Source organism: Rhodoferax sp. GW822-FHT02D07, assembly GCF_058802405.1.
Genome location: NZ_JBXAOD010000010.1, coordinates 117,889 through 141,597, shown reverse-complemented (window position 1 = coordinate 141,597; position 23,709 = coordinate 117,889). Strand labels below are relative to the sequence as shown.

Annotated in this window: 23 protein-coding genes and 1 tRNA gene; 11 read left to right on the top strand and 13 right to left on the bottom strand. The window is 63.9% G+C overall.

All coding sequences use genetic code 11. The features are described 5' to 3' along the window. The 5 genes from AC1RNN_RS19250 to AC1RNN_RS19230 form a co-directional block, all read left to right on the top strand. On the top strand, window positions 1-813 hold an 813-nt coding region (locus tag AC1RNN_RS19250), incomplete at its 5' end, for a recombinase family protein (RefSeq protein WP_493091282.1). A 204-nt stretch (window positions 814-1,017) separates the two neighbouring features. Continuing rightward, window positions 1,018-2,373: a surface lipoprotein assembly modifier gene (locus tag AC1RNN_RS19245; RefSeq protein WP_493091281.1), complete on the top strand. Its 1,356-nt coding sequence runs from the start codon at window positions 1,018-1,020 to the stop codon at window positions 2,371-2,373. 11 nt (window positions 2,374-2,384) lie between these two features. Beyond that, a complete protein-coding gene (locus AC1RNN_RS19240; RefSeq protein ID WP_493091280.1) occupies window positions 2,385-3,488 on the top strand; it encodes a FecR family protein in 1,104 nt (367 codons plus the stop codon). Between the two features lie 16 nt (window positions 3,489-3,504). After that, a complete protein-coding gene (locus AC1RNN_RS19235) occupies window positions 3,505-4,395 on the top strand; it encodes a FecR family protein (RefSeq protein WP_493091279.1) in 891 nt (296 codons plus the stop codon). Further along, window positions 4,389-5,621, top strand: coding sequence for an MFS transporter (locus AC1RNN_RS19230; protein ID WP_493091278.1), 1,233 nt, complete (start codon window positions 4,389-4,391; stop codon window positions 5,619-5,621). Before AC1RNN_RS19235 ends, AC1RNN_RS19230 begins: the two co-directional genes overlap by 7 nt. 29 nt (window positions 5,622-5,650) lie before the next feature. Here the strand turns inward: AC1RNN_RS19230 and AC1RNN_RS19225 are convergent, their stop codons facing one another. From AC1RNN_RS19225 to AC1RNN_RS19200, 6 genes are all read right to left on the bottom strand, one after another. Further along, a complete protein-coding gene (locus AC1RNN_RS19225) occupies window positions 5,651-6,346 on the bottom strand; it encodes a CBS domain-containing protein (protein WP_493091276.1) in 696 nt (231 codons plus the stop codon). Between the two features lie 78 nt (window positions 6,347-6,424). Further along, entirely contained in the window at window positions 6,425-7,663 is a 1,239-nt protein-coding gene (gene hemW / locus AC1RNN_RS19220; protein ID WP_493091275.1) for a radical SAM family heme chaperone HemW, read from the bottom strand. A gap of 6 nt (window positions 7,664-7,669) precedes the next feature. After that, entirely contained in the window at window positions 7,670-8,275 is a 606-nt protein-coding gene (locus tag AC1RNN_RS19215; protein ID WP_493091273.1) for a non-canonical purine NTP pyrophosphatase, read from the bottom strand. 43 nt (window positions 8,276-8,318) lie between these two features. Then, on the bottom strand, window positions 8,319-9,047 hold the full coding sequence (gene rph / locus AC1RNN_RS19210; protein ID WP_493091272.1) for a ribonuclease PH: 729 nt from the start codon (window positions 9,045-9,047) through the stop codon (window positions 8,319-8,321). Between the two features lie 46 nt (window positions 9,048-9,093). Continuing rightward, window positions 9,094-10,008 (bottom strand): PP2C family protein-serine/threonine phosphatase, encoded by a 915-nt coding sequence (locus tag AC1RNN_RS19205; protein ID WP_493091271.1) that lies wholly within the window; start codon window positions 10,006-10,008, stop codon window positions 9,094-9,096. Then, window positions 10,005-11,012: a serine/threonine protein kinase gene (locus AC1RNN_RS19200; protein WP_493091269.1), complete on the bottom strand. Its 1,008-nt coding sequence runs from the start codon at window positions 11,010-11,012 to the stop codon at window positions 10,005-10,007. The genes AC1RNN_RS19205 and AC1RNN_RS19200 overlap by 4 nt, the downstream gene beginning before the upstream one ends. Window positions 11,013-11,090: 78 nt before the next feature. On the opposite strand from AC1RNN_RS19200, the gene AC1RNN_RS19195 reads away from it, so the two are divergent. From AC1RNN_RS19195 to AC1RNN_RS19180, 4 genes are all read left to right on the top strand, one after another. After that, window positions 11,091-12,008, top strand: coding sequence for a YicC/YloC family endoribonuclease (locus AC1RNN_RS19195; RefSeq protein ID WP_493091267.1), 918 nt, complete (start codon window positions 11,091-11,093; stop codon window positions 12,006-12,008). A gap of 36 nt (window positions 12,009-12,044) precedes the next feature. Beyond that, a complete protein-coding gene (gene gmk / locus AC1RNN_RS19190; protein ID WP_493091265.1) occupies window positions 12,045-12,665 on the top strand; it encodes a guanylate kinase in 621 nt (206 codons plus the stop codon). 16 nt (window positions 12,666-12,681) lie between these two features. Next, complete coding sequence (gene rpoZ, locus AC1RNN_RS19185; protein ID WP_094477502.1) at window positions 12,682-12,885, top strand: DNA-directed RNA polymerase subunit omega; 204 nt, start codon at window positions 12,682-12,684, stop codon at window positions 12,883-12,885. Between the two features lie 154 nt (window positions 12,886-13,039). Beyond that, the gene (locus AC1RNN_RS19180) at window positions 13,040-15,256 is read left to right on the top strand and encodes a RelA/SpoT family protein (protein ID WP_493091289.1); all 2,217 of its coding nucleotides are present in this window, start codon (window positions 13,040-13,042) and stop codon (window positions 15,254-15,256) included. Here AC1RNN_RS19180 and greB read toward each other — a convergent pair. The 7 genes from greB to AC1RNN_RS19145 all read right to left on the bottom strand — a co-directional run bounded on the left by greB (window position 15,253) and on the right by AC1RNN_RS19145 (window position 22,670). Next, window positions 15,253-15,813, bottom strand: coding sequence for a transcription elongation factor GreB (greB, locus tag AC1RNN_RS19175; protein WP_493091263.1), 561 nt, complete (start codon window positions 15,811-15,813; stop codon window positions 15,253-15,255). The genes AC1RNN_RS19180 and greB overlap by 4 nt on opposite strands. Window positions 15,814-15,876: 63 nt before the next feature. Beyond that, window positions 15,877-15,953 (bottom strand) — tRNA-Arg (locus AC1RNN_RS19170). A gap of 100 nt (window positions 15,954-16,053) precedes the next feature. Beyond that, complete coding sequence (locus tag AC1RNN_RS19165; RefSeq protein WP_493091261.1) at window positions 16,054-16,932, bottom strand: beta-keto acid cleavage family enzyme; 879 nt, start codon at window positions 16,930-16,932, stop codon at window positions 16,054-16,056. Beyond that, on the bottom strand, window positions 16,929-18,884 hold the full coding sequence (locus tag AC1RNN_RS19160; RefSeq protein ID WP_493091259.1) for an acetyl/propionyl/methylcrotonyl-CoA carboxylase subunit alpha: 1,956 nt from the start codon (window positions 18,882-18,884) through the stop codon (window positions 16,929-16,931). The genes AC1RNN_RS19165 and AC1RNN_RS19160 overlap by 4 nt, the downstream gene beginning before the upstream one ends. Window positions 18,885-19,019: 135 nt before the next feature. Continuing rightward, a complete protein-coding gene (locus AC1RNN_RS19155; RefSeq protein ID WP_493091257.1) occupies window positions 19,020-19,859 on the bottom strand; it encodes an enoyl-CoA hydratase/isomerase family protein in 840 nt (279 codons plus the stop codon). A gap of 13 nt (window positions 19,860-19,872) precedes the next feature. Then, window positions 19,873-21,024 (bottom strand): acyl-CoA dehydrogenase family protein, encoded by a 1,152-nt coding sequence (locus AC1RNN_RS19150; protein WP_493091255.1) that lies wholly within the window; start codon window positions 21,022-21,024, stop codon window positions 19,873-19,875. A gap of 35 nt (window positions 21,025-21,059) precedes the next feature. Then, window positions 21,060-22,670, bottom strand: coding sequence for an acyl-CoA carboxylase subunit beta (locus AC1RNN_RS19145; protein ID WP_493091253.1), 1,611 nt, complete (start codon window positions 22,668-22,670; stop codon window positions 21,060-21,062). A 150-nt stretch (window positions 22,671-22,820) separates the two neighbouring features. Here AC1RNN_RS19145 and AC1RNN_RS19140 point away from each other — a divergent pair, with 150 nt between their 5' ends. Together AC1RNN_RS19140 and AC1RNN_RS19135 are read left to right on the top strand one after the other, a co-directional pair. Beyond that, window positions 22,821-23,117: an SCP2 sterol-binding domain-containing protein gene (locus tag AC1RNN_RS19140; RefSeq protein WP_493091251.1), complete on the top strand. Its 297-nt coding sequence runs from the start codon at window positions 22,821-22,823 to the stop codon at window positions 23,115-23,117. 4 nt (window positions 23,118-23,121) lie between these two features. Continuing rightward, a complete protein-coding gene (locus AC1RNN_RS19135) occupies window positions 23,122-23,580 on the top strand; it encodes a MerR family transcriptional regulator (protein ID WP_493137499.1) in 459 nt (152 codons plus the stop codon). Window positions 23,581-23,709: the final 129 nt, after the last annotated feature.

Below are 23,709 nucleotides of genomic sequence, written 5' to 3'. Positions count from 1 at the left end.
GGAAGGCGTCGCACTCAGGGAAACGAACGAAGCAAAGGGATAGCGGTGGCGCGAAATGCGTTAGGGATCGTTACCCGCATGGGCCATGACCTCGGGCATGGTCACGAAGTGATAGAGCCCGGTCCCGCAGGGAAACGCCCTGCATCCAATAGACCTGCCGCAAACAAAACTACTTCATCTGCCGCTAAAATGAATGCTACAAAAACAATAGCAAAGCGGTCAGATACGGGGAAAACTTTGATCTATGGTTATGCGCGAGTTTCAACCTCTGAACAAGAAACTACGCTTCAAATTCTTGCACTCGAAGCTGCAAAAGCAACACGCATTTTTCAAGAAAAAACAAGCTCGGTTGGCGCACGTCCTGAGCTTAGAAAACTGCTTTCTGTTCTCACACCGAACGATTCAGTCATCGTCTACAAGCTCGATAGATTGGCTCGCAGCCTCAAAGATTTGCTACAAATATTAGAGCAAATCGAAAATACAGGTGCGAAGTTTAAGAGCCTCACTGAACCAATCGACACCATCACCCCGGCCGGTCGATTGATGCTCAATATCCTGGGGAGTTTTGCCGAATTTGAGCGCTCACTAATTCGCGAACGGACCATGGCTGGCCAACGTGCTGCGCGCGATGCAGGCGTTCATTGTGGCCGTCCTCGCGTCCTTGAGCCTGACGACGAAAAAGCAGTCCTACGCCTCTGGGCATCGGGCGTGTACACGCTCGATGCCCTTGCATTGGTATTTGACTGCCACTCGTCGGTCATAAAGCGCACGATTTACAGAGTTCACCGGCCTCACTCGTCGTCGCTTCTGTAGCAAAAAGGACACATACGATTGTTCGGAAGTGACAGCTTCCGCCACCCATTTCCCCGCCAAACCGCCGCCGGCCTACGCCGTTCGTCGAATAGCCCTGCGGCCCAGTCAATTGCCGGGCGCAAATAGGCCATCTTTCCTATACTCTGCCCATACGGTCGCCGCCCAAGCTGCCGATACCGTTGGGATAGACCGAGGAAAAGCAGGATGCGCCGCTCTACACACCCGTTTTCACCGCGCCTAAGCACCCTGGTGGCGACCCTGTGCCTGGCACTGGGTACCTCACTGGCCCAGGCAGAGGTCAGCCAGGCCGTATTGGAAAAAGCCGATGCCCTGCTCAAGGCCGGTTCCGCCGAAGAGGCTTACCAGCTGCTGGAGCCGCTGGAGCTGCAAGGCGCTGGCGACCCTGTATACGATTCCCTGCTGGGCACTGCCGCACTGGAGAGCAAGCGCCCCAGCAAGGCCACCTTTGTGTACGAGCGCATTCTGGCCGTCACCCCCGAATACGTTGGCATCCGCGCCGACATGGGTCGCGCCTACTTTGCCCTGGGTGACTTCGGCCGCGCCAAGATCGAGTTTGAGACCGTGCTCTCCTTCCAGAACCTGCCGCAGGACCTGCGCAGCACGGTAGAGCAGTACGCCAAGGCCGCCGAAGCCCGTGCACAGGACAAAAGCACCGTCTTCAACGGCTATGTGGAAATGGGCATTGGCCACGACACCAACATCACCAGCGCCAATCAGGCATCTTCGTTGAACTACCCCGGAAGCCCCGGCGTGCCGGCCAGCACCTACAGCCCTGGCGCCAAGTCCGACAACTACGCCACGCTGGGCCTGGGGATGGAGCTGAACCAGCGGGTGGACGAACAATGGGGCCTGTATGTGGGCGGCGACTACCGGGGCCGCGCCTACAGCCGCTACTGCGACAACACCTGCAACAGCACCGTGGACGGCCGACTGGGCTTGAGTTATTCCGGTGGCGCCTGGTTGCTGCGTGCCGGCCTGACCGGCGGCAACTACACGCTGAACAACACCGGCTACCGCGACACCCTGGGCCTGAACACCGACTGGCGCATGGCGCTGAGCAGCGGCAACCAGGTATCACTGGGTCTGACCACGCTGCAAACGCAGTACACTGCCGCCGGCCAGTCCAGCCAGAACACCCAGACCAATTCGGTGAGCGCGGGCTGGCTGGCATCGCTGGGCGATGGGGATGCCATCTTCAGCCTCACGGCCAACGCCGGTGTGGAACTGGCCGTGGGCAACCGCGACGACGGCAACCGCCAGTTCGTTGGTCCGCGCGTGCTGCTACAAAAGAGCTTCAGCAACACCCTGGGCGGCTACGTCACGGCTGGTGCCAGTTTCTCCAAATACAGCGGCACCAACACGCTCTACAACATCAGCCGCGAGGAATCGCTCTACGACCTGGCCCTGGGTCTGACCTGGACCGTGAGCAAGGGCCTTTCATTGCGGCCGCAGCTGAGCTACGTGAAAAACGTCAGCAACGCCGACCTCTACAGCTACGACAAGACCGACGCCTCCATCAACCTGCGTCTCGACTACTGAGCCCTGTTCCCATGTCTACCGTTCGCCCCGCCCCCACGCGCACCGCCTTCCGCTGGCTGACACTGGTGTGCCTGCTGACCTGCGTGCCCCTGGCCTGGGCGCAGCTGGGTGCAGGACGTGTCATGGCAGTCAACGGCGTGGCGAAGGCCGTCAACGCGCAAGGGCAAGAACGCACTCTGGAGAAAGGCGCCGAAGTGTTTGCGGGCGAGAAGATCGTGACCGGCGAAGGCGGACTGGTGCAAATGCGCCTGCACGATGGCGGCTACCTCTCGGTGCGCCCCTCCACCGAGATGGTCATAGACCGCTTTGCCTACGACGAGAAGGACGCGACCAACTCCAACTTTCTGGTCTCCCTGGTGCGTGGCGGCTTCCGCTCCATCACCGGCATGATTGGCCGCACCAACCCCGCCGCCTACCAGATCCGCACCACCACAGCCACACTGGGCATACGCGGCACCGACCACGAGCCCATGGTGATCCCCGAAGGTCTGCCCGGCCCCTCCGGCCTCACACCGCCTGGCATCTACGACAAGGTCAACGACGGCGAGACATTTATCCAGAACAAGTTTGGTGTACTGGCGCTCAAGCGCGGCGATGTGGGCTTTGCCCCGGCTAAGCCCGATGTCGCACCGCAAGTCCTGCAAAAGGTACCGGACTTCTACAAGATCGAACTCAAGACCGATGCACGTGAAGCCAGGGACACGTCTGACGATGGCAAGCCCGCTCCCACCAAAACACTGAGCAGGGCAGCGCTGCTGCGCCCCACGCTCGCCATCCGCAAGGACACAGCACTGACCGAGACCAAGGATCTCAAGGTGGATCCGACCACGACACCCGCCACAGCCACCACCACGCTGGACCCCAGCGCGCTGCGCACCGTCACTCCGGTGTTGACCGAGTCCGTGATTCAGCCCACCACCACGCTCAAAGAGCCGGTGACGACGATCACGACCACCACGACGCTGAGAACCCTGGTCACCCCCACGACCACCATCGTCAGCCCCGTGACCACGGTCACCCCGACAACCACCGTCACCCCCACCACGACCGTGAGCCCGACCACCACCATCCTGGTGCCGCGCACCACCATCCTCACCACGCCGGTCCTGAAGTAGCCCAAGGAGAGCCGCCATGCCCCGCATCCATATTCTGTCCGCCGCCATTGCACTGAGCCTCATGGGCAGCATGGCCCTGGCCGCACCCGCCGGCACCGTGTTGTTCACCCAGGCCGGCAGCCAGATCGTGGACGCCAACGGCGTGCAGCGCCCGGCCCAGCGCGGCGATGTGCTGCAGCACGGTGAGCGCTTGCTGACCCCCGAAGGCAGCATCTCCCAGGTGCTGATGCAGGACGGCAGCATCTTGGGAGCGCGCCCCGGCAGCGAGCTGCGCTTTGACCCACCTGCGGCAGGCGGCGCACCCGGAGCGGTCGCACTGCTGCAGGGCTCGGTGCGGGTGATCGCCTCCGAGCTCATGGACAGCAAGCGCCCCTCCACCCTGACACTGACCAGCGGCCCCGCGACCCTGCAACTCAAGGGTGCCGATCTGGAAACCACCGTCGTCAGCGACAAGCAGCGCGGCAACGTGGACCCCGGCAGCTACAGCCGCCTGCTCACCGGTACCGCCAGCATTGGCAAAGGCACACTGGTCGAGCCGTTGCCCACTCGCCAGGTGAGTTTTGTGGGGCCCACCACGGTGGCGCCCGTCACGCTGACGTCCGTGTCACCCGATCTGTTTGGCAGCCGGCTGCCCAGTCCGACCCTGACGGACACGCCAAAAAGCACCACCGGAATCAGCACCCCTTCCCTGCCCTCCCCCACAGAGGCTAGCCGCACCCTCGTGGCGCCCCCCCCCACGCTGGCCTTGCCCCCGGGAGGCCTGACGGTCAGTCCTCCTAAAACCACAGTCGTGCTGGCTCCCCTCCCGCCCCCCCCTAGAACCATTACCGTCATCACGCCCCCCGTGGTGGTGACACCACCGCCCAAGCTGCCGGTGGTTTCCTGCAAAGTCTTGAGAACTTGTTAAATACTGCCTCCCCAGACACCGAGCTCCCTCGCCTCCTCCAGCAAACCGGCTTTCTCCGCTTCTGGCTGGCCCGCCTCAGCGGCATCATGGGCAACCAAATGCTCATGGTGGCTGTCGCCTGGCATATGTACGACGTCACCTCCAGCGCCTGGGATCTGGGCCTGGTGGGGCTGTTCCAGTTCGTTCCCGCCCTGCTGATGACGCTACCCGCCGGCCATTTGGCCGACCGGGTACACCGCGGCCGCATCTTTGCCTGCTGCATGGCGCTGCAGGCGCTGGTAGCCACGCTGATGCTGGTCTCCAGCACCCAGGGCTTCGCCACGCGTGAACTCATCCTGGTACTGGCCGTGGTGCTGGGCGTGGCGCGCGCCTTCCAGATGCCGGCTCAGCAGGCACTGATTCCGCTGCTGGTACCTGCCAGCCTGCTGCCGCGCGCCTTCGCGCTCAGCGCCACCGGCATGGAGATGGCCGTCATTGGCGGCCCTGCGCTGGGCGGCCTGCTCTATGCGCTGGGCTCCAGCTATGTCTATGTGGTGTGCATGGCCCTGCTGCTGGCCGCGAGCGCGCTGACACTCACCGTGCGCTACGACCACCAGCCCCCGCGCACTGCGGCCACTTGGGCCTCGCTGTTTGACGGCGTGAAATTCGTCTGGCAACGCAAGGTGGTGCTGGGCGCCAGCTCGCTGGACTTGTTTGCCGTCTTGCTGGGTGGCGCAGTCGCGCTGCTGCCTATCTATGCGCGCGACATCCTGCACACCGGCCCCGTAGGCCTGGGCCTGCTGCGCTCGGCGCCTGCCGTGGGCGCGCTGGGCATGTCGCTAGTGCTCACCCGCTGGCCGCCCCGCCGCAAAGTCGGGCCGCGCCTGCTGATTGCAGTCGGCGTGTTCGGTCTGGCCACGCTGGTGTTCGGCCTGTCCACCTCGTTCTGGGTCTCGCTGCTGGCGCTGGTGGTCACCGGCGCGGCCGACTGCATCAGTGTCGTCACCCGCAACACCCTGGTACAGCTGGAAACGCCTGACGAAATGCGCGGACGCGTCTCGGCCGTCAACTCCATCTTCATCGGCGCCTCCAACCAGCTCGGCGAATTCGAATCAGGCGCCACAGCAGCGCTCTGGGGCCCGGTCGGGTCGGTGGTCGTCGGTGGCCTGGGCACCATGGTGGTGGCAGGGCTGTGGTTCAAGCTGTTCCCCGCACTGGCGCGGCGCGACCATATGGACAAGGACTGAGCCGCGCATCCGGCCCTCAAATCCCGGGATCAGGTCCAGAGGTCCAACGGCGGGTCGGCAACCACCGCGCGCAGGATGTCCGAGCGCGAGACAAAGCCCGTCACCCGCCCCTCCTCGTCGGCGACAGGCAGGCCAGGCAATCCTGTATCCAGCAGCACCCGAGCCACGCGCCGAATATCGGTGTCCAGCGCCACGCTTGGCACCGGCGACCACATCACCTCGGCCACGCTCTGCGCCAGCCAGGCGCGCCATACCAGGGGATGGCTCTCTGCCTTGGGCAAATGCTCGGCCCGCATGAGGCCGGCACGCGCCAGCAAGCCCACCAGCACCTGCTGCTCCGACACCACAGGTGCCTGACCCATGCCCCGCTGCTCCAGCAATTGCCAGGCGTCTTCGATGCTCATGCTGTCGGGGACCAACACCACCTCGGTGCTCATGATGGCCTGTACCTTGGTCAACGGCTGGCGCGGTGTCTCGGCCTTGCGTACCTCGGCATAGGCGGCCAGGGCGGCGCGGTGCGCAACATCGGTGGGCGGGGCAGCGCCACCGCCTGAGGCCTCGGCCATCAGGCCCGCAAAGCCTGAATCGCTGCCATGGTCGCGCCCCTCCTGGCCCACAGCGCCCACGCTGCGCGTGCGTGTCAGTCCCGTGGCTGCGCCCACCCTGCGCAGCTCTTCGAGCGAGCCACGAAACACCCGTCCTGCCTTGCCATACACCGAGAACATGAAAACCCTCCTGTGTCTTGCCAGCGTAGCCGACGGGGAAATTATCTCCCCGGCCCGCCGCAAAGCACGGGCTTGGCCTTAGCTCTCTTCTTTGAGGAAGAGCTCTTGCAGATCGCTGAGGAAATCAAAGCCCCGCACCGTGGGGCGCACGCGCGCAAAGTCGCGCTCCACCAGGCCCTTGCGCTCGGCCTCCTGCAGGCCGGCCTCAATGGCGGTGATGGCCAGGCCGGTGCGCTCGGTGAAGTCGCGCAGGCCAAAGCCATGGCGCAGGCGCAGCGCGTTGAGCATGTACTCAAAGGGCAGGTCCGCGCGCGCCACCTCCTCGTCCTGCGCCAGCGCGTTACCGGCCAGCGCCTGCTGCATGTAGCGCGTGGGGTCGCGAAAGCGCACTTGGCGCACCACGCGGTGCGCAAAGCTCAGTTTGCTGTGCGCGCCAGCGCCTATGCCCAGGTAGTCACCAAACTGCCAATAGTTGAGGTTGTGAAAGCAACGGTGCGCGGGCTTGGCATAGGCCGAGACCTCATAGCGCTCCAGCCCCGCCGCGCCGGTCAGCTCTGTGATGCGGTCCAGCATGGCGTAGGCCGTGTCGTCCTCGGGAATCTGCGGCGGGAACTTGGCGAAGTAGGTGTTGGGCTCGATGGTCAGGTGGTAGATGGAAATGTGCGGCGGCGCAAACTGCAGCGCCAGCGTCAGGTCCGCATCCAACTGTTCCATGGTCTGACCGGGCAGCGCATACATGATGTCCAGATTGAACGTCCCAAACGACTGCGCCGCCTCTTCGACGGCCGCCAACGCCTGCGCGCGGTCGTGCACGCGGCCCAGTGCCTTCAGATGGTCATCGTTGAAGCTTTGCACGCCAATCGACAGACGCGTCACACCGGCGCTGCGGAAAGCCTTGAAACGGTCCTTCTCGAAGGTGCCGGGGTTGGCCTCCATGGTGATCTCGCAGTCGGCCTCCAGCCGCAGGCGCGCGCGGATGTCAGCCAACAGGCGGTCTATGGCCAGCGGCGAGAACAGGCTGGGCGTGCCGCCACCGATGAAGATGCTGTGCACCGTACGGCCCCAGATTAGCGGCAGCGCTGCTTCCAGGTCCGCGATCACCGCGTCGATGTAGCGCTGCTCCTGCAGCCCACTCGCACTTTGCTCATGGGAGTTGAAGTCGCAATAGGGGCACTTCTTCAGGCACCAGGGCAGATGCACATACAGCGACAACGGCGGCAATGCAGCCAGCTGCAGCGTGCCGGGTCGCATGTAGTGCTGGATATCGCGCTGTACCGCGGCATCCGCCTCGCTGCCCAGCGGCGTGATCGGGATCATGGCGCCTCAGGCTCCCAGCCAGTTGGCGCGGATGAGCGCCGCCATGGCCTGCGCCGCGCGGCCGCGGTGGCTGTTCGCGTTCTTCACCTCCACCGGCAGCTGCGCAAAGGTCTGGCCGAACTCGGGAATCCACATGATGGGGTCAAAGCCGAAGCCATTGCTGCCCAGGCGCTCGCGCGCCACCTCGCCCACCACGCGGCCCACAGCAATCAGCGGCTCGGGGTCTTCTGGTGAGCGCACGGCCACCAGCGTGCTGACCATGGCGCAGCGGCGGTTGTCCAGGCCCTGCATTTGCTCCAGCAGCGCGGTGACGTTGTTGTCGTCCCCCTTGGCGTAGCCATGCTGGGTGGCGTAATAGGCCGTGTCCACACCGGGCAGGCCGCCAAAGGCGTCCACGCACAGGCCCGCGTCGTCAGCCAGTGCGGGCAGGCCCGTGTGCTGCGCCGCATTGCGCGCCTTGGTCAGCGCGTTTTCCACAAAGGTGCGGTAGGGCTCTGGCGCCTCGGGCACGCCCAGGTCGCCCTGGCGCACCAGCGTGCAGCCCAGCGGCGCGAACATGGCTTGCAGCTCGGCCAGCTTGCCCCGGTTATTGGATGCGAGAACGATTTTCATAAGAATTGGCCTATAGCCCCTATGGAATGTGCGCAAGCAGCTATTATTTTGATAGTGATTGCTGTTGCAGCGCCATCAACTCGGTGATACCTTTTTCAGCCAGACCCAGCAGTTGATCCATCTCGGCGCGCGTGAAGGCCACGCCCTCGGCCGTGCCCTGCACCTCCACAAAGTGACCCGCGCCTGTCATCACCACGTTCATGTCGGTGTCGCAGGAGGAGTCTTCGGTGTACTCCAGGTCCAGCAGCGGCATACCTTCCACAATGCCCACGCTGATCGCTGCCACTGCTGCGGTGATGGGGGTGGCGCTGATCTTGCCAGCGGCCAGCAAGCCATTCACCGCGTCCTGCGCGGCCACAAAAGCACCGGTGATGGCGGCCGTGCGGGTACCGCCGTCGGCCTGGATCACGTCGCAGTCCAGCTGGATGGTGCGCTCGCCCAGCTTCTTCAGATCGAACACGGCGCGCAGCGAACGGCCGATGAGGCGCTGGATCTCTTGCGTGCGGCCGCTTTGCTTGCCCTTGGCGGCTTCGCGGTCGCTGCGGCTGTGGGTGGCGCGCGGCAGCATGCCGTATTCGGCCGTCACCCAGCCTTCACCGCTACCACGCTTATGCGGCGGCACGCGCTCTTCCACCGAGGCGGTGCACAGCACTTTGGTGTTGCCAAACTCGATAAGCACCGAGCCTTCGGCGTGCATGGTGTAGTGGCGGGTGATGCGCACCGGGCGCAAAGCGTTGGCGGCGCGCGCGCCGCTGCGAACGAATTCAGTCATGGCAGTCCTTCAGGAACAGAAAAGGCGGCGCCGGGCGCAAAGGCCCTCAGCCCCGGCGCGCAGCAGATCGGCGGATCGCCTCGTTGATTTCGGCAATGGAGCGCTCAATGGCGGCGTCGTCCAGATCGTCCACGGTGGAGTCCAGCCAGCCGGCCTGCACGGTGGAGGCGAACACGCCTTCCTCGATGTTGTCGGTAGAGATGGCGCCGCGCGTGGATTCGAAGCTGTCCGGGGTCTCCCACTCCATGGTGACCAGGGTCACGTTGTCGCAATGGGGGCCGCCGTTGAGCAGAGCCTTCTCCACCAGATCGGGCGCTGAATCCGCCACGGGCTTCTGCGCGAGGTGGTAGACGATGGTCGCATCGTCTACCGTGCCCCAGAGGCCATCGGAGCACAGCATGATGCGGTCTCCCTGCAGCAACGGTACCGGGCCGGTGATATCAAACACCGGCTTGGTGGGGGAGCCCAGACAGGTATAGAGCACGTTGCGGTTGAAAACCGGGCCGGCCTGGCCGGCCGGGCGCTCGCCTTCGCGTTGTTCCAGATAGGAATGGTCCCGGGTGCGGGCCAGCAGCTCGCCCTGGCGCACAAAGTAGAGGCGGGAATCGCCGCAGTGCACCCAGTGGGTCGCGCCGTTCTGCACGATGGCAGCCACCACCGTGGTACGGGGCGTGTCACTGAGATGCTTTTCTGCGGCGTAGCGCAGGATCTGGCGGTGCGCTGCCAGGAGGGAGCGGTGGAGAAAGGCCTTGACGTCCTCGATCTCGGGCGTGGCTTCTTTCTGGTACAGCGCCGAGATGACCTGAAGCGTCATCTGCGCAGCCACTTCCCCTTCGGGGTGTCCGCCCATGCCGTCTGCCAGCAGAAAGAGGCCCGAAGACTTGGTGTAGCAATACCCCATCCGGTCTTCGTTCTTCTCGCGGCCGCCTTTGCGGCTGATCTGGAATACGGAGAATTTCATTTGGGTTTGGCCGGAGCTGCAACCGCGCCTTGCACGGTTTTCTTGGTATCGGCCACCATGGAATCAAACTGCATGCGCACCTTCTCGCCCACCGAGAGCTTGGTGTAGCGACGCTCGCCTTCGCGCGAGAGTTCTTTCTGCAGTGCAAACACCGATTGCGGACGCGACAACGGATCCAGCGACATGCACCACTCCACCACCTCGATCAGGTTGTCGGAGTAAACGCCACGCAGGCGCGCCAGGGCAGTGGTGATGCGATCCTTCTCCAGGCGCTGCGGCGCTTCGTTCGGTGGATAGCCCTGCATGCAGGCGTAAATACAGGCACCGATGGCGTAGATATCGGTCCATGGGCCCATGGAGGCGTCGCGCCGGTACATCTCGGGCGCGGCAAAGCCGGGCGTGTACATGGGGCGGATGAAGTTGCCTTCCTTGCTCAGCACTTCGCGCGCCGCGCCAAAGTCGATCAGCACCGACTTGTTGTCATCGGTAATGAAGATATTGGCCGGCTTGATGTCCAGGTGCAGCATCTTGTGCTGGTGCACGATGCGCAGCCCGCGCAGAATTTCGTCGAACAGGGAGCGGATGGTGGACTCGCGGAACACCTTGCTCTTCTTCTGGTCGCGCGCGGTGACGATGAAGTCCTGCAGGGCCGCGCCCTCCAGGTAGTTCATCACCATATAGACCGTCTCGTTCTCGCGAAAGAAGTTCAGCACGCTGACCACCGAGGGGTGGGAGATCTGGGCCAGCGAGCGGCCTTCTTCAAAGAAGCTCTTCAGACCCAGGCGGTACAGCGACAGCTTTTCAGGCTGCACCTGCGGCAGGAGCTCACCGGGCGCGCGGCTGGCCAGGGAGGACGGCAGGTATTCCTTGACCGCAACTTGCTGACCCTCGGCATCCAGCGCCAGATAGACCAGACCAAAGCCCCCTGCCGCCACCTTGCGGATGATGCGGTAACCGCCAATGATGGTGTCCGGAGGCAGCGGTGCGGGTTTGACCTTTGACATAAATGCGGGGTGAGAGCTCGTCGGTTACGTATGAACCGGGTTATTCTCGGGGCCGTTTCAACGCAGCGAGAACCCGTGATGCCAGTTTACAGCATGACTGGCTATGCCAGTGCCCAGCACAGCACAGCCTCCAGCGCCCCCGAAGGCGAAGCCCGCAACCTGCCCACGACCCAGCTGGGACTGGAAATCCGCTCGGTCAACAGCCGCTTTCTGGATCTCACCTTTCGCCTGCCTGAAGACCTCCGCCAGTTCGAACCGGCCCTCCGTGAACTGCTGGGCGCCAAGCTCAAGCGCGGCAAGGTCGAAGTCCGTGCTTCGGTCGAAACCAGCAGCGCCAGCAGCATCACCGACCCCAGCCCCAAGCTGCTGCAACGCCTCAATGCCGCGCAGGACAGCGTGCGCGCCTGGCTGCCCAACGCCAGCCCGCTAAGCGTGGCCGATGTGCTGCGCCTGGCCGCCTCCGAACAGGGCAGCCCACGCGACTGGAGCGCCGACGTCGTGCCCCTGGCCGAAAAAGCCCTCAAGGAACTGCTGGCCGCGCGCCAGCGCGAGGGCGCACGCCTGGCCACGATGCTGTTGGGCCATATCACCCAGCTGCGCGCCTTGGCTGAAAAAGCCGGCCCCATGGTGCCGCAACTGGTGGAGCAGCAGCGCCTGCGCTTCATGGAGCGCTGGAAAGAGGCCATGGCCCTGACTGAAGGCGCCACCCTGCCCGAGGCCGCCCAGGACCGCGCGCTCACCGAAGCCACCGCCTTCGCCATCCGCATCGACGTGGCCGAAGAAATCACCCGGCTCAATTCCCACCTGGACGAACTAGAGCGCCTGATCAAGAAGGGCGGCGAGATTGGCAAACGCCTGGACTTCCTGATCCAGGAGCTGCACCGTGAGGCCAATACCCTGGGCTCCAAGTCCGCCGCACTGGAACTCACCCATATCTCGGTTGACATGAAGGTGCTAATCGAACAGATGCGTGAACAGGTTCAGAACTTAGAATAAGGCGACTTCAGCCACCGCCACTCGGAGCCTACGTCGATGGACTACCCCGGAAACCTCTTTGTTGTTGCAGCCCCCAGCGGGGCGGGCAAGTCCAGCCTCTGCAAGGCACTGCTCGAACTCGATTCCCGCCTGCAACCCTCGGTTTCCCACACCACCCGCCCCCCGCGTGGCCAGGAAAAGCATGGCCGGGAGTACTTCTTTGTTTCCCAGCAGGAATTCGACGCCATGGTGGCTGCAGATGCCTTTGTGGAATGGGCGAATGTGCACGCCAACCGCTACGGAACCTCCAAAAAGGCCATTGAAGATCGCATGGCCATGGGTGCGGACGTGATCCTGGAAATCGACTTCCAGGGCGCCGTCCAGATCAAGAACGTGTTTGCCAACGCGGTCTGCATCTTCATCCTGCCGCCCAGTTGGGAAGAGCTGCGCTCGCGCCTGGAGCGCCGTGGCGAGGATTCGCCCGAGATCATCGACATGCGCATGAAAAATGCCCAGCAGGAAGTCGCCCAGGTCGGAAAATTCGACTTCGTTATAATCAACGAGTTGTTTGACCGTGCGCTTTTCGATCTGAAAGCCATCGTCCATTCCCAGCGACTCAAGATTTCTGCACAGCGTCGCGCCCGTGCCGAGACATTCCAGGCGCTCAATATCCTCTAGCTTTCCGGAGATTTTCATGGCCCGTATCACTGTTGAAGACTGCCTCGAGCAGATCCCCAACCGCTTCCAACTGGTTCTGGCAGCCACCTACCGCGCCCGCATGCTGAGCCAAGGCCACACGCCCAAGATCGAGAGCAAGAACAAGCCCGGCGTGACCGCCCTGCGCGAAATCGCTGCCGGCAAGGTCGGCATCGAGATGCTCAAGAAGGTGCCTCTGTAATCCTTCCCAGAGCGCCCGCCGCTCCCAAAAAGCACCGCTTGCGGTGCTTTTTTTCGTCTGGACTGCGCCGCAGCGGCGCTCGCGCTACATTTAAGCCATGGGCAGCACACCTCACCACACCCCCGCGGCAGACCCCACCGGCGCCCCCAAGGCCATGCCTGCCGTGGCAGCGGCCAATGCCGCCGCCGCGAGTTTTGCCGGCCTGACTGCCAAACTGGACTATCTGAGCCCCAGTGATGTGGAGCAGGTGCGCCTGGCCTACCGTTTTGCCGATGAAGCCCATCTGGGCCAGATGCGCAACAACGGCGAGCCCTATATCACCCACCCGATTGCCGTGGCCGCCCAGTGCGCGGACTGGAAGCTCGACGCCCAGGCCCTGATGGCCGCACTACTGCATGACGCCATCGAAGACTGCGGCATCACCAAGGTCGAACTCATCGAGAAATTTGGCTCCCCCGTGGCCGAACTGGTGGACGGGCTGACCAAGCTCGACAAGCTGCAGTTCAACACGCGCGAGGAAAACCAGGCTGAGTCCTTCCGCAAGATGCTGCTGGCAATGGCACGCGATGTGCGCGTGATCCTCATCAAACTGGCCGACCGTTCGCACAATATGCGCACGCTCTCGGACGTGCCACGCTCCAAATGGGCCCGTATTTCCTCCGAGACGCTGGACATCTATGCCCCCATCGCCCACCGCCTGGGCCTGAACCAGACCTACCGCGAACTCCAGGACCTCTCCTTCCGCCACCTGCGCCCCTGGCGCTACGCCACCCTGGCCAAGGCTGTGGCGAAGGCGCGCAGCCGCCGCCGCGACCTGATACAGAAAGTACAAAAAGAAGTCGAAGCCGTCTTCGCCGCCGTCAACATGCCTGTGCGCATTGCGGGCCGTGAAAAGACGCTCTACTCCATCTACAAGAAGATGGACGACAAGCACCTGAGCTTTGCCCAGGTGACCGACATCTACGGCTTTCGCGTGCTGGTGCCCAGCGTGACCGATTGCTACACGGCGCTGGGCTTGCTGCACCAGCTCTACAAGCCCGTGCCCGGCAAATTCAAGGACCATATCGCGATTGCCAAGGTCAATGGCTACCAGTCGCTGCACACCACGCTGGTGGGGCCAGCCGGTATCAACGTCGAATTCCAGATGCGCACCGAGGCCATGCATGTGGTCGCAGAGTCGGGCGTAGCGGCACACTGGCTCTACAAGGTCAACAACCCTGATGACGCTTCCGGGGGCGACCGCCTAGGCACCAAGTGGCTGCAGTCCCTGCTCGACATCCAGGACGAGACCCGCGACGCTGCCGAATTCTGGGACCACGTCAAGGTCGACCTGTTCCCCGACGCTGTCTACGTGTTCACGCCCAAGAGCCAGATCATGGCGCTGCCGCGCGGCGCCACGGTGGTGGACTTTGCCTACGCCATCCACAGCAATGTGGGCGACCGCACCGTGGCTGCACGCATCAATGGCGAACAGGTGCCACTGCGCACTGAGCTGAAGAACGGCGATGTGGTCGAAATCGTGACTGCCCCGGTCTCCACTCCCAACCCGGCTTGGCTGGGTTTTGTACGCACCGGGCGGGCCCGTTCCAAAATCCGCCACCATCTCAAGACGATGGCCCAGACCGAATCCGAAGGACTGGGCAGCAAATTGTTGCAGCAGGCCTTGCGCGCCGAGGGCATCGAACGCTTCCCGGACGATGACCCGGCCTACGAGGCGCTGTGGGACAAAGTGTTGCGCTTTACTGGCAACAAAAACCGCCAGGAACTGCTCACCGACATCGGGCTGGGCAAGCGCATCGCGAATATCGTCGCCAAGCGCATGGTCACGCTGCTGGCCGACACTGGTGAGCGCCCCGATGCGCTGCTACTCACACGCGAGCGCTTCACCGCCCACGAATCGCCCTCGCTGGGCTCCATCACGCTGGACGGCAGCGAGAACGCCTCGGTCCAGTTCGGCACCTGCTGCCGCCCGATTCCGGGCGACGCCATCGTGGGCTACCTGGGCCGCGGCGAGGGCCTTGTGGTGCACCAGCAAGGCTGCCAGGTCGCGCGCAAGCTGCAGAACAAGGACAGCGAGCGCTTCATCGGCGTGGAATGGTCGGATGAACCCGTTCGCTCCTTCGAGACCGGCGTGCTGGTCACCGTGAACAACGGCAAGGGTGTGCTGGCCAAGGTGGCAGCGGCTCTGGCCTCGGCAGAAGCCGACATCATCCACATCGACATGGGACAGGACGGCGTGCAGGAAGCCTCGGACCTCCGCTTTGTGGTGGCAGTACGCGACACCGCCCATCTGGAGACCGCGCTGCGCAATCTGCGCCGTACACCATCGGTACTGCGCGCCATGCGCAGTGCCAGCACCAGTCCGGCCTAAGCCGCCGTCGGCGCGGGGTACTGCACGCGCAGCACCTCGATGGTGGCTACGCGATCGGGCATCACCAGCTTGAGTTCATCGCCCTCGCGCGCCTTCAACAAGGTGCGCGCGATGGGGGAAATCCAGCTCACCTCACCCGCGGCGCTATTTGATTCGTCAATGCCCTTGATGGTGACCGTGCGCTCCACGTCAGCATCATCTACATAGGTTACGGTGGCGCCAAAGAAAATCTGGTCATTGCCGTGGTGAACTGCCGGGTCGGACACCTCGGCAATCTCCAGGCGCTTGGTCAGAAAGCGGATGCGGCGGTCAATCTCGCGCAGGCGCTTTTTGCCGTACAGATAGTCGCCATTTTCGGAACGGTCGCCATTGCTGGCCGCCCAGTGCACGACTTCCACAATCTTGGGACGTTCGTTGTCGATGAGGTCGAGCAGTTCGGCGCGCAGCGTGGCGTAGCCCTGGGGCGTGATGTAGTTCTTGCCGCCGGCGGGCAGCGCAGGCAGTTGCAGCTCATCGTCGTCAGCACCATCGGACTCTTTGGTAAAAGCCTTGCTCATGGATTCGCCCAGATCAGAATAAGAAAAAGGTCTGCAACCTTGCGATTGCAGACCTTGTCTTTTTGGTGCGGCTGGCAGGAATCGAACCCACGACCCCTTGGTTCGTAGCCAAGTACTCTATCCAGCTGAGCTACAGCCGCTAAGCTTCGTATTCTAGCACGAAGTTTTTCGTGCTTTGCGGGAAAACCCCAGAAACTTTTCAAATCCCGCTTTTCAGCGGCATTCGGGATGCTCCGGATTTTACTCGGCACGCAGGCCCAGCATGGCCCTGGCCTCCGTCGGGCTAGCGATGCTGCGGCCTGCCCGTTGGGCGCAACCCGCCAATGCCGTGATCAACTCGCCATTGCCTTTGGCCCGATCACCGCCGGGTAGATAAAAGGTGTCTTCCAGCCCCGTGCGCAGCATGCCGCCCAAGTCGGCCGTCTTCTGGTGCACGGGCCAGATTTCGGTACGGCCAATCAACGTGGTCTGCCAGACGCTGTCCTGCGCCATGTACTTGGGTAGCAGCGACAGCAGCTCCGCATCGCAGGGCATGCCGGAGGCCACACCCATCACGAGGTTGTATTCCGCCCGGCCCATGGCAGGCTTGAGCATGCCGTTCTTCAAATACATGGTGACCGAGCGGACGATTCCCACGTCGAAGCATTCGAACTCGGGGTGGGTGCCGGCCTCTTCCATCACGTCGAGGAACTGCTGCACCTTGGCCACGGGGTTGTCGAACACCATGGGTGGCCAGGCCCAGCTGCCGTCTTCCTTGAGCTTGAGGTAGTTGAGGCTACCGGCGTTGCAGGCCGCGATTTCTGGCTTCACGCGGCGTATGCAGGCCAAGGGGCCGCTAATGTCCTTGCCCACCACGCCGGTAGTCAGGTTGATGATGACGCCGGGGCACGCTTCGCGGATGGCGCCCACGATGCTCTCCGCCACGTCCGGGTCCCAGGACGGCAGATGGCCCATGCCCTCCTCCTGGCTGCGCATATGGATGTGCATGATGCTGGCACCCGCGTTGTAGGCATCGCGCGCCTCGGCTGCCATTTGCGCGGGCGTCACTGGCACGGGGTGCTGCTTGGGGTTGGTCAGCACGCCCGTGAGCGCGCAGGTCAATATGGCTTTGTCCATCATGCGTCCTTCTTGATTTCGAGTTCCACCAGCAGTGCGCCGGACTCCACCTGGTCACCGGCCTTGGCGTGTATCGCTGCGACCGTGCCCGCACTTTCAGCGCAGAGCCACATCTCCATCTTCATGGCCTCCACGCACACCAGCTGCTGGCCCTCCTGCACGGCCTCACCGGGCGCCACCAACACCTGCGTCACTTTGCCGGCAACCGGCGAGCGCGCGCGGCTTGCGTCCTTGAGTGCATCGGTGTTCGGGAAGGCCGAGACTTCGGCAAACTGGTGGCTATGGCCCTGGTAGGCCAGGTGCAGCACATCGCCGGCAAATACCGCAACGGCGGTCTGTTCCACGCCATCCAGCGCCAGGCGCAACACGCCATCTGTCCACTGCAGCACGCGAGTGGCGGCGGTCGCGCCGTCCAACGTGACAGCCACCGCACCATGGCGATCGGGAAGCACGCGCACGGCACGCACTGTGTCGCCTGCCTGCAGCTGGAAGCCATGGGCCGCCACGCTGTTCGCGCGCCAGCTACTGCCGTTGCGCTGGGCCAAGGCCAGCGCCGCCACAGTCCAGGCCGCGTCGCTGGGTACCGGCGCCTGCAGCAGCGGTTCACCCTGCTCCAGCCACTGGTCGATCAGCGTGGTGGTCATCTCGGTCTTGCGAAATGCCGGATGGTCCACGAGGTCGCTCAGAAAACGGCCGTTGTTCTTGAGGCCCAGCAAGGGCGTGTTGGCCAGCGCAGCGCGCAGGCGGCGTATGGCGTCGTCCCGGTCACGGCCATGCACGATGACCTTGGCGACCATGGGGTCGTAAAAGGGCGAGACCACACTGCCCTCACGGATGCCGTCATCGACGCGCACACCACCGTGCAACGCACGCTCGGGCCGCCACCAGGCGACGGTACCGGTCTGCGGGGCAAAGCCGGCATAGGGGTCTTCGGTATAGAGCCGGGCTTCAATGGCATGGCCCGTGAGCGTGATGTCTTCCTGCTTCACCGGCAGCGGTTCGCCCGCCGCTACCTGCAGCTGCCACTCCACGAGGTCGTAACCCGTGATGCATTCGGTCACCGGATGCTCCACCTGCAAGCGCGTGTTCATCTCCAGAAAGTAGTGGTTCAACTGGTCATCCACGATGAACTCCACCGTGCCCGCGCCGCGGTAGCCCACGGCCAGCGCAGCGGCCACGGCGTCGCGACCCATGGCGGCACGCATCGTGGGACTCACCACGGGCGACGGTGCTTCTTCAATGACCTTTTGCCGACGTCGTTGCGCTGTGCAATCGCGCTCGCCCAGGTAGACCGCGTTGCCATGGGCGTCAGCAAATACCTGGATCTCGATATGGCGGCCGTTGTCAATGAGGCGTTCCAGCATCAGCGTGCCGTCGCCAAACGCGCTGGTGGCTTCGCGGCGCGCGCCGTCTATGCCTTGCTGTAACTCCGCATCGCTGCGCACCAGACGCATACCGCGCCCGCCGCCACCGGCAACGGCTTTCACGAGCAGCGGGTAGCCCAGTTTCTTGGCCTCCGTAGTCAGCGCTGCATCGCTCTGCTCAGCACCTAAATAGCCGGGCGCACAGGGCACACCCGCTTCCAGCATGCGGCGCTTGGCCAAGGCCTTGTCGCCCATGGCGGTGATGGCGCAGGCAGGCGGTCCGATGAATACCACACCAGCATCCACACAGGCCTGGGCAAAGCCTGCGTTCTCGCTCAGAAAGCCGTAGCCCGGGTGCACAGCGTCCGCGCCTGCCTTGCGCGCAGCGTCCAGGATGGCGGCTATCTTGAGGTAGGACTGCGCGGCCGGCGACGGACCGATGTGTACTGCCTCGTCAGCCAGGGCTACATGGGGCGCGTCGCGATCAGCATCGCTGTACACAGCCACTGTCTGGTAACCCAGCTTGCGCGCAGTGCGGATGACGCGGCAAGCAATCTCGCCGCGATTGGCGATCAGTATTTTGTTAAACATCCAACACCTCTCCGGGAGTCTGGGTGGCAAAGCGTTTTGCGTAGGTAAAGGAGGAGCCCGCGCAGCGGGCGGGGGACACGAAGCAAAACGCTTTGCCGCCCAGGCTCCCTGCGCCAACCAGCACGTTTGAAAATGTCATGTCACCGCCCATTGGGGTTTGCGTTTCTGGATAAAGGCAGTCATGCCTTCCTGCCCTTCCGGGCCTTGGGCAGCGAGGGAGAAGATGGCGGCGGCTTCGTCTACAAGATCGGCTGCAGGTGTGAAACGCGCGGAGCGCATCAAGGCCTTGGTCGCGGCCAGTGCACCGGGCCCGCAGGCCAATATGTCAGCCAGCACCTTGCCCAGCGCGGCGGTGATGCCTTCGGTCGTCGTGACCTCGTGCACCAGACCCACTGCCAGTGCGGCGACAGCGTCCAGGCGTCCGCCGGTCACAGCCAGACGCTTAGCCTGCGAATAGCCAAGGCGCTCCACCAGAAAAGGGGCAATCTGCGCAGGCACCACACCCAAGGAGGTCTCCGGCAAACGGAAGGCAGCGGTGTCGCTCGCAATGGCTACGTCGGCCACACAAGCGAGCCCAAAGCCGCCACCCATGACCGCACCCTCCAGCACCACCACCACGGCCAGCGGCGTGTTGGCATAGGCGGCGCACAAGTGGCCAAAAGCCGCGTTCACCTCGGCAATCGGGTCTGGCTCGCCCTCCGTCCCTTGCATGGCGCGCATGCGGGCGCCGGCCATGTCCTTCAGATCGCCCCCCGCACAGAAGTGCCCGCCCTCGCCGCGCAGCACGACCACACGCACTGCGTCTGGCGTACCGGCCGTGGCCTCAGCCGCGCGCAGCACCTGCTGCAGCTCAACCACCATCTGCAGTGACATGGCGTTGCGGGACTCCGGGCGATTCAGAACAATATGCAGGGTGGCCCCCGTGGATACTGCGCGAACAGCTCCTAATTGCATAGCATTCAGCATGGTCTGCATGGCAGGTTCCGGCTCAGGCCTTGCCCGGCAGGGTGTGTTCCAGCTTGCAGATGATGCCCAGCATGATCTCGTCGGCGCCACCGCCAATCGAGATCAGACGGCTGTCACGGTAGGCCTGGGAGATGGGGTTGTCGGCCGTGAAACCCATGCCGCCCCAGTACTGCAGGCAGCTGTCAGCCACTTCACGCGAAAGGCGTCCGGCCTTGAGCTTGGCCATGGAGGCCAGCTTGGTCACGTCCTTGCCGCTCACGTACTGCTCTACCGCACGGTAGGTCAGCGCGCGCAGCGCCTCCACCTCGGTGCGCAGCTCGGCCAGGCGGAAGTGCACCACCTGGTTGTTGAGGATGGGCTGGCCAAAGGTGTGGCGCTCGCGCGTGTAGACGATGGTCTGGTCGATCAGGTTGTCCAGCGATCGCAGGCTGCTGGCCGCGCCGTACAGGCGCTCTTCCTGGAACTGCAACATCTGCAGCATGAAGCCCATGCCCTCCTGGCCAATCAGGTTGCGCTGAGGCACGCGCACGTTGTCGAAGAAGAGCTGCGCGGTGTCGCTGCTGTGCATGCCGATCTTCTCGATCTTCTGGCGGGTGATGCCGGGGGCATCCATGGGCACGATGATGAGGGACTTGTTCTTGTGCACCTGGCCTTCGCTGGTGTTGGCCAACAGGCAGCACCAGTCGGCCTGCATGCCGTTGGTGATCCACATCTTGGAGCCGTTGATGACATAGTCGCCACCGTCCTTGCGCGCCGTGGTCTTCAGCGCCGCCACGTCCGAGCCGCCGCCGGCCTCGCTCACGCCAATGCAACCCACCATGTCGCCCGCAATGGCCGGGGCCAGGTAGGTGGCGCGCAGCTCGTCGCTGCCAAAGCGCGCCAACGCGGGCGTACACATGTCCGTCTGCACACCAATGGCCATGGGCACGCCGCCCACATTGCAATCGCCCAGCGCCTCGGCCATGACCATGGAGTAGCTGAAATCCAGCCCCATGCCACCAAACTCCGTGGGGTACTTGATGCCCAACAGGCCCAGCTCGCCCATCTTCTTGAACAGCTGGCGCGCGGGGAAGATGCCCGCCCTCTCCCACTCGGCGGTGAAGGGGTTGATCTCGTTGGCGACGAACTTGCGCACCGTGTCGGAGATCTGCGTGTGCTCGGGCGTGAATTTCATGGGGGTCTCTCTCGGGTCGTTGTGATGAAGAAAACTCAGAGGCGGGCCACGCCAAAGGTGTTGCCACGCAGCGTGCGCTGCCCGGCCTCTGCCGCCAGCGCCAGGCACAGGCCCAGCAGGCGGCGCGTGTCGCGCGGGTCGATGATTCCGTCGTCCCACAGGCGGGCGGTGCCAAACAGGGCGGCGCTTTCCTTGTCCAGGCGCAGGCGCAGGCCATCGGACATGGCCTTGAGCGCGTCCTCGTTCACCTCGCTGCCCACGCGCTCCAGCTTGGCGCGGTTGACGATATCCATCACCTTGGCCGCCTGCGCGCCGCCCATGACGGCCGTGCGCGCCGTGGGCCAGCTGAAGATGAAGCGCGGATCGAAACCGCGCCCGCACATGCCGTAATTGCCCGCACCAAAGGAGCCGCCCAGCACCACGGTGAACTTGGGAACGCGCGCATTCGCCACGGCCTGGATCATCTTGCTGCCGTGCTTGATGGCGCCGCCCCGCTCCGCCGCCGAACCCACCATGTAGCCCGTGGTGTTCTGCAAAAACAGCAGCGACGTACCGCTCTGATCGCAAAGCTGGATGAACTGGGCAGCCTTAGTCGAGCCCGTAGGTTGGATGGGGCCGTTGTTACCCAGGATGCCGACCAGGCGCCCTTCGATGCGCGCGTGACCGCACATCATTTCGGGCGCGTAGCCGGCCTTGAATTCCAGAAAGTCCGAGCCGTCGACCAGACGCGCAATGACCTCGCGAACGTCGTAAGGTTCGCGCTCATCAGCGGGGACGATGCCCATGAGCTCCTGTTCATCAAACAATGGCTCGGCAAAAGCGGCCTGCGCAGGTGCGGTGTCCCAGTTCAGTTTGTCCATGAGCTCGCGCGTCATGGCGATGGCATGCGCGTCGTCCTCGGTCAGGTACTCGCCCAGGCCGGTCACCTGCGCGTGCATCTCGGCGCCGCCCAGTTCGTCGTCGGTGCAGTCCTCGCCCATGGCGGCCTTCACCAATGGCGGCCCGGCTAGGTAGATGCTGCTGCGCCCGCGCACCAGCACCACATAGTCCGACAAGCCGGGCAAGTAAGCTCCGCCCGCCGTGGACGAGCCATGTACCACCGCAATCTGCGGAATGCCCACGGCCGACATGCGCGCCTGGTTGGCAAAGCTGCGCCCGCCCTCCACAAAAATCTCGGCCTGGTACATCAGGTTGGCGCCGCCGCTCTCTACCAGGTAGATGACGGGCAGCTTGTTCTCCAGCGCAATCTCCTGCGCACGCAGCGCCTTCTTCAGGCCCATGGGTGCCACGGTGCCGCCCTTCACTGCGCTGTCGCTGGCGGACACGATGCAGCGCCGCCCCGCCACCACACCGATGCCCACGATGGAGCCGCCGCCCAGCACGGCCTTCTTGCCATCGTCGTCATGCATGTTCAGGCCGGCCAAGCGGCTCAGTTCGAGAAAAGGCGTGCCGCGGTCCAGCAGACGGGCCACGCGTTCGCGCGGCAGCAGCTGGCCACGCTTCTCGAACTTGTCGCGCTTGGATTCGGACTCGGCAATCACCAAATCCTGCAGGCGCTGCACTTCGGCCAGCATCTCGGCCATGCGCTGGGCATTGGCGGCAAAGGCCGGAGAGCGGGGATTGATCTTGGAGCGCAGGGCAGGCATGGGCACGGGTCCTTGGTGAAACTTGACCCATTAGATGCAATGGTGACGTTAACGTCAACCTGTTACCCTATAGGTGTTTTCACTATGCTTTGCGGCACATCGCGGGGCTAACATCCAGCCCGACCTTCCCTTTCACTACCAGGAATCACCATGTCCCTAGCCTCCGCAACCGAAGCCATCCGCGCCAAAGTGGGTGACGACAGCGGCCTGAACGCCACCTTGAAGTTCGACCTGGGCGCTGACGGCGTCATCGTCATCGACGGCGCCAGCACCCCCAACAGCGTGAGCAATACCGACACGGATACCGACTGCACCGTGGGCATCACGCTGGAAAACCTGCAGGCCCTGATCGACGGCGACCTGGAGCCTGCCACCGGCTTCATGGCCGGCAAGCTCAAGGTCAGCGGCGACATGGGCGTGGCCATGCGCCTGCAGCGTGTCATTTAAGCCCGTGGCCACCGACGCATCGGTGGCAGACGCGCAGGCCTTTGTCGCGTCCCACCGCGACGAGGGCGCCGCCGAACTCTTTGGCATCACCGAGCTGTGCCGCGAGTTCGGTATTACCCTACGCGCGCTGCGCTTCTATGAAGACAAGGGCCTGCTGACGCCGCGCCGCGTCAACGGTGCGCGCGTCTACACCCGGCGCGACCGCGCCCGCCTCACCCTCATCCTGCGCGCCAAGGCCATTGGCTCGCCGCTCTCCGAGATCAAACGCTATCTGGACCTGTACGGCGACCATGGCGAAGGCCGCGTACAGCAGCTGCAATACGTCATCGACCGCACCGACAGCGAGATTGCCGAGCTGGAGAAGAAGCGCGCCCAGATCGACGCCACGCTGGCCGAGCTGCGCGTCATCAACAGCAGCTGTCGCAGCCACCTGGCCGAGCGCAAGCGCAAGACCAAAACCTGAGCCAAAACGGGCTCCAGCCCGCATCAAGTATGCGCGAGCAGCTCCTGAAACAGGAGCAACCGGCTTGCGCCGCAGCACGGCACGGGCACGGCCGGCTTTACCTCTGCTTTACACGCCAGCAAAAAGAGT

What these genes read in the sequence shown, in the direction of transcription:
- AC1RNN_RS19245 (WP_493091281.1), top strand. Translation starts at nt 1,018, where the DNA reads ATGCGCCGCTCTACACACCCGTTTTCACCGCGCCTAAGCACCCTGGTG.
- AC1RNN_RS19240 (WP_493091280.1), top strand. Translation starts at nt 2,385, where the DNA reads ATGTCTACCGTTCGCCCCGCCCCCACGCGCACCGCCTTCCGCTGGCTG.
- AC1RNN_RS19235 (WP_493091279.1), top strand. Translation starts at nt 3,505, where the DNA reads ATGCCCCGCATCCATATTCTGTCCGCCGCCATTGCACTGAGCCTCATG.
- AC1RNN_RS19225 (WP_493091276.1), bottom strand. Translation starts at nt 6,346, where the DNA reads ATGTTCTCGGTGTATGGCAAGGCAGGACGGGTGTTTCGTGGCTCGCTC.
- hemW (WP_493091275.1), bottom strand. Translation starts at nt 7,663, where the DNA reads ATGATCCCGATCACGCCGCTGGGCAGCGAGGCGGATGCCGCGGTACAG.
- AC1RNN_RS19215 (WP_493091273.1), bottom strand. Translation starts at nt 8,275, where the DNA reads ATGAAAATCGTTCTCGCATCCAATAACCGGGGCAAGCTGGCCGAGCTG.
- rph (WP_493091272.1), bottom strand. Translation starts at nt 9,047, where the DNA reads ATGACTGAATTCGTTCGCAGCGGCGCGCGCGCCGCCAACGCTTTGCGC.
- AC1RNN_RS19205 (WP_493091271.1), bottom strand. Translation starts at nt 10,008, where the DNA reads ATGAAATTCTCCGTATTCCAGATCAGCCGCAAAGGCGGCCGCGAGAAG.
- AC1RNN_RS19200 (WP_493091269.1), bottom strand. Translation starts at nt 11,012, where the DNA reads ATGTCAAAGGTCAAACCCGCACCGCTGCCTCCGGACACCATCATTGGC.
- AC1RNN_RS19195 (WP_493091267.1), top strand. Translation starts at nt 11,091, where the DNA reads ATGCCAGTTTACAGCATGACTGGCTATGCCAGTGCCCAGCACAGCACA.
- gmk (WP_493091265.1), top strand. Translation starts at nt 12,045, where the DNA reads ATGGACTACCCCGGAAACCTCTTTGTTGTTGCAGCCCCCAGCGGGGCG.
- rpoZ (WP_094477502.1), top strand. Translation starts at nt 12,682, where the DNA reads ATGGCCCGTATCACTGTTGAAGACTGCCTCGAGCAGATCCCCAACCGC.
- AC1RNN_RS19180 (WP_493091289.1), top strand. Translation starts at nt 13,040, where the DNA reads ATGCCTGCCGTGGCAGCGGCCAATGCCGCCGCCGCGAGTTTTGCCGGC.
- greB (WP_493091263.1), bottom strand. Translation starts at nt 15,813, where the DNA reads ATGAGCAAGGCTTTTACCAAAGAGTCCGATGGTGCTGACGACGATGAG.
- AC1RNN_RS19165 (WP_493091261.1), bottom strand. Translation starts at nt 16,932, where the DNA reads ATGATGGACAAAGCCATATTGACCTGCGCGCTCACGGGCGTGCTGACC.
- AC1RNN_RS19160 (WP_493091259.1), bottom strand. Translation starts at nt 18,884, where the DNA reads ATGTTTAACAAAATACTGATCGCCAATCGCGGCGAGATTGCTTGCCGC.
- AC1RNN_RS19155 (WP_493091257.1), bottom strand. Translation starts at nt 19,859, where the DNA reads ATGCAGACCATGCTGAATGCTATGCAATTAGGAGCTGTTCGCGCAGTA.
- AC1RNN_RS19150 (WP_493091255.1), bottom strand. Translation starts at nt 21,024, where the DNA reads ATGAAATTCACGCCCGAGCACACGCAGATCTCCGACACGGTGCGCAAG.
- AC1RNN_RS19145 (WP_493091253.1), bottom strand. Translation starts at nt 22,670, where the DNA reads ATGCCTGCCCTGCGCTCCAAGATCAATCCCCGCTCTCCGGCCTTTGCC.
- AC1RNN_RS19140 (WP_493091251.1), top strand. Translation starts at nt 22,821, where the DNA reads ATGTCCCTAGCCTCCGCAACCGAAGCCATCCGCGCCAAAGTGGGTGAC.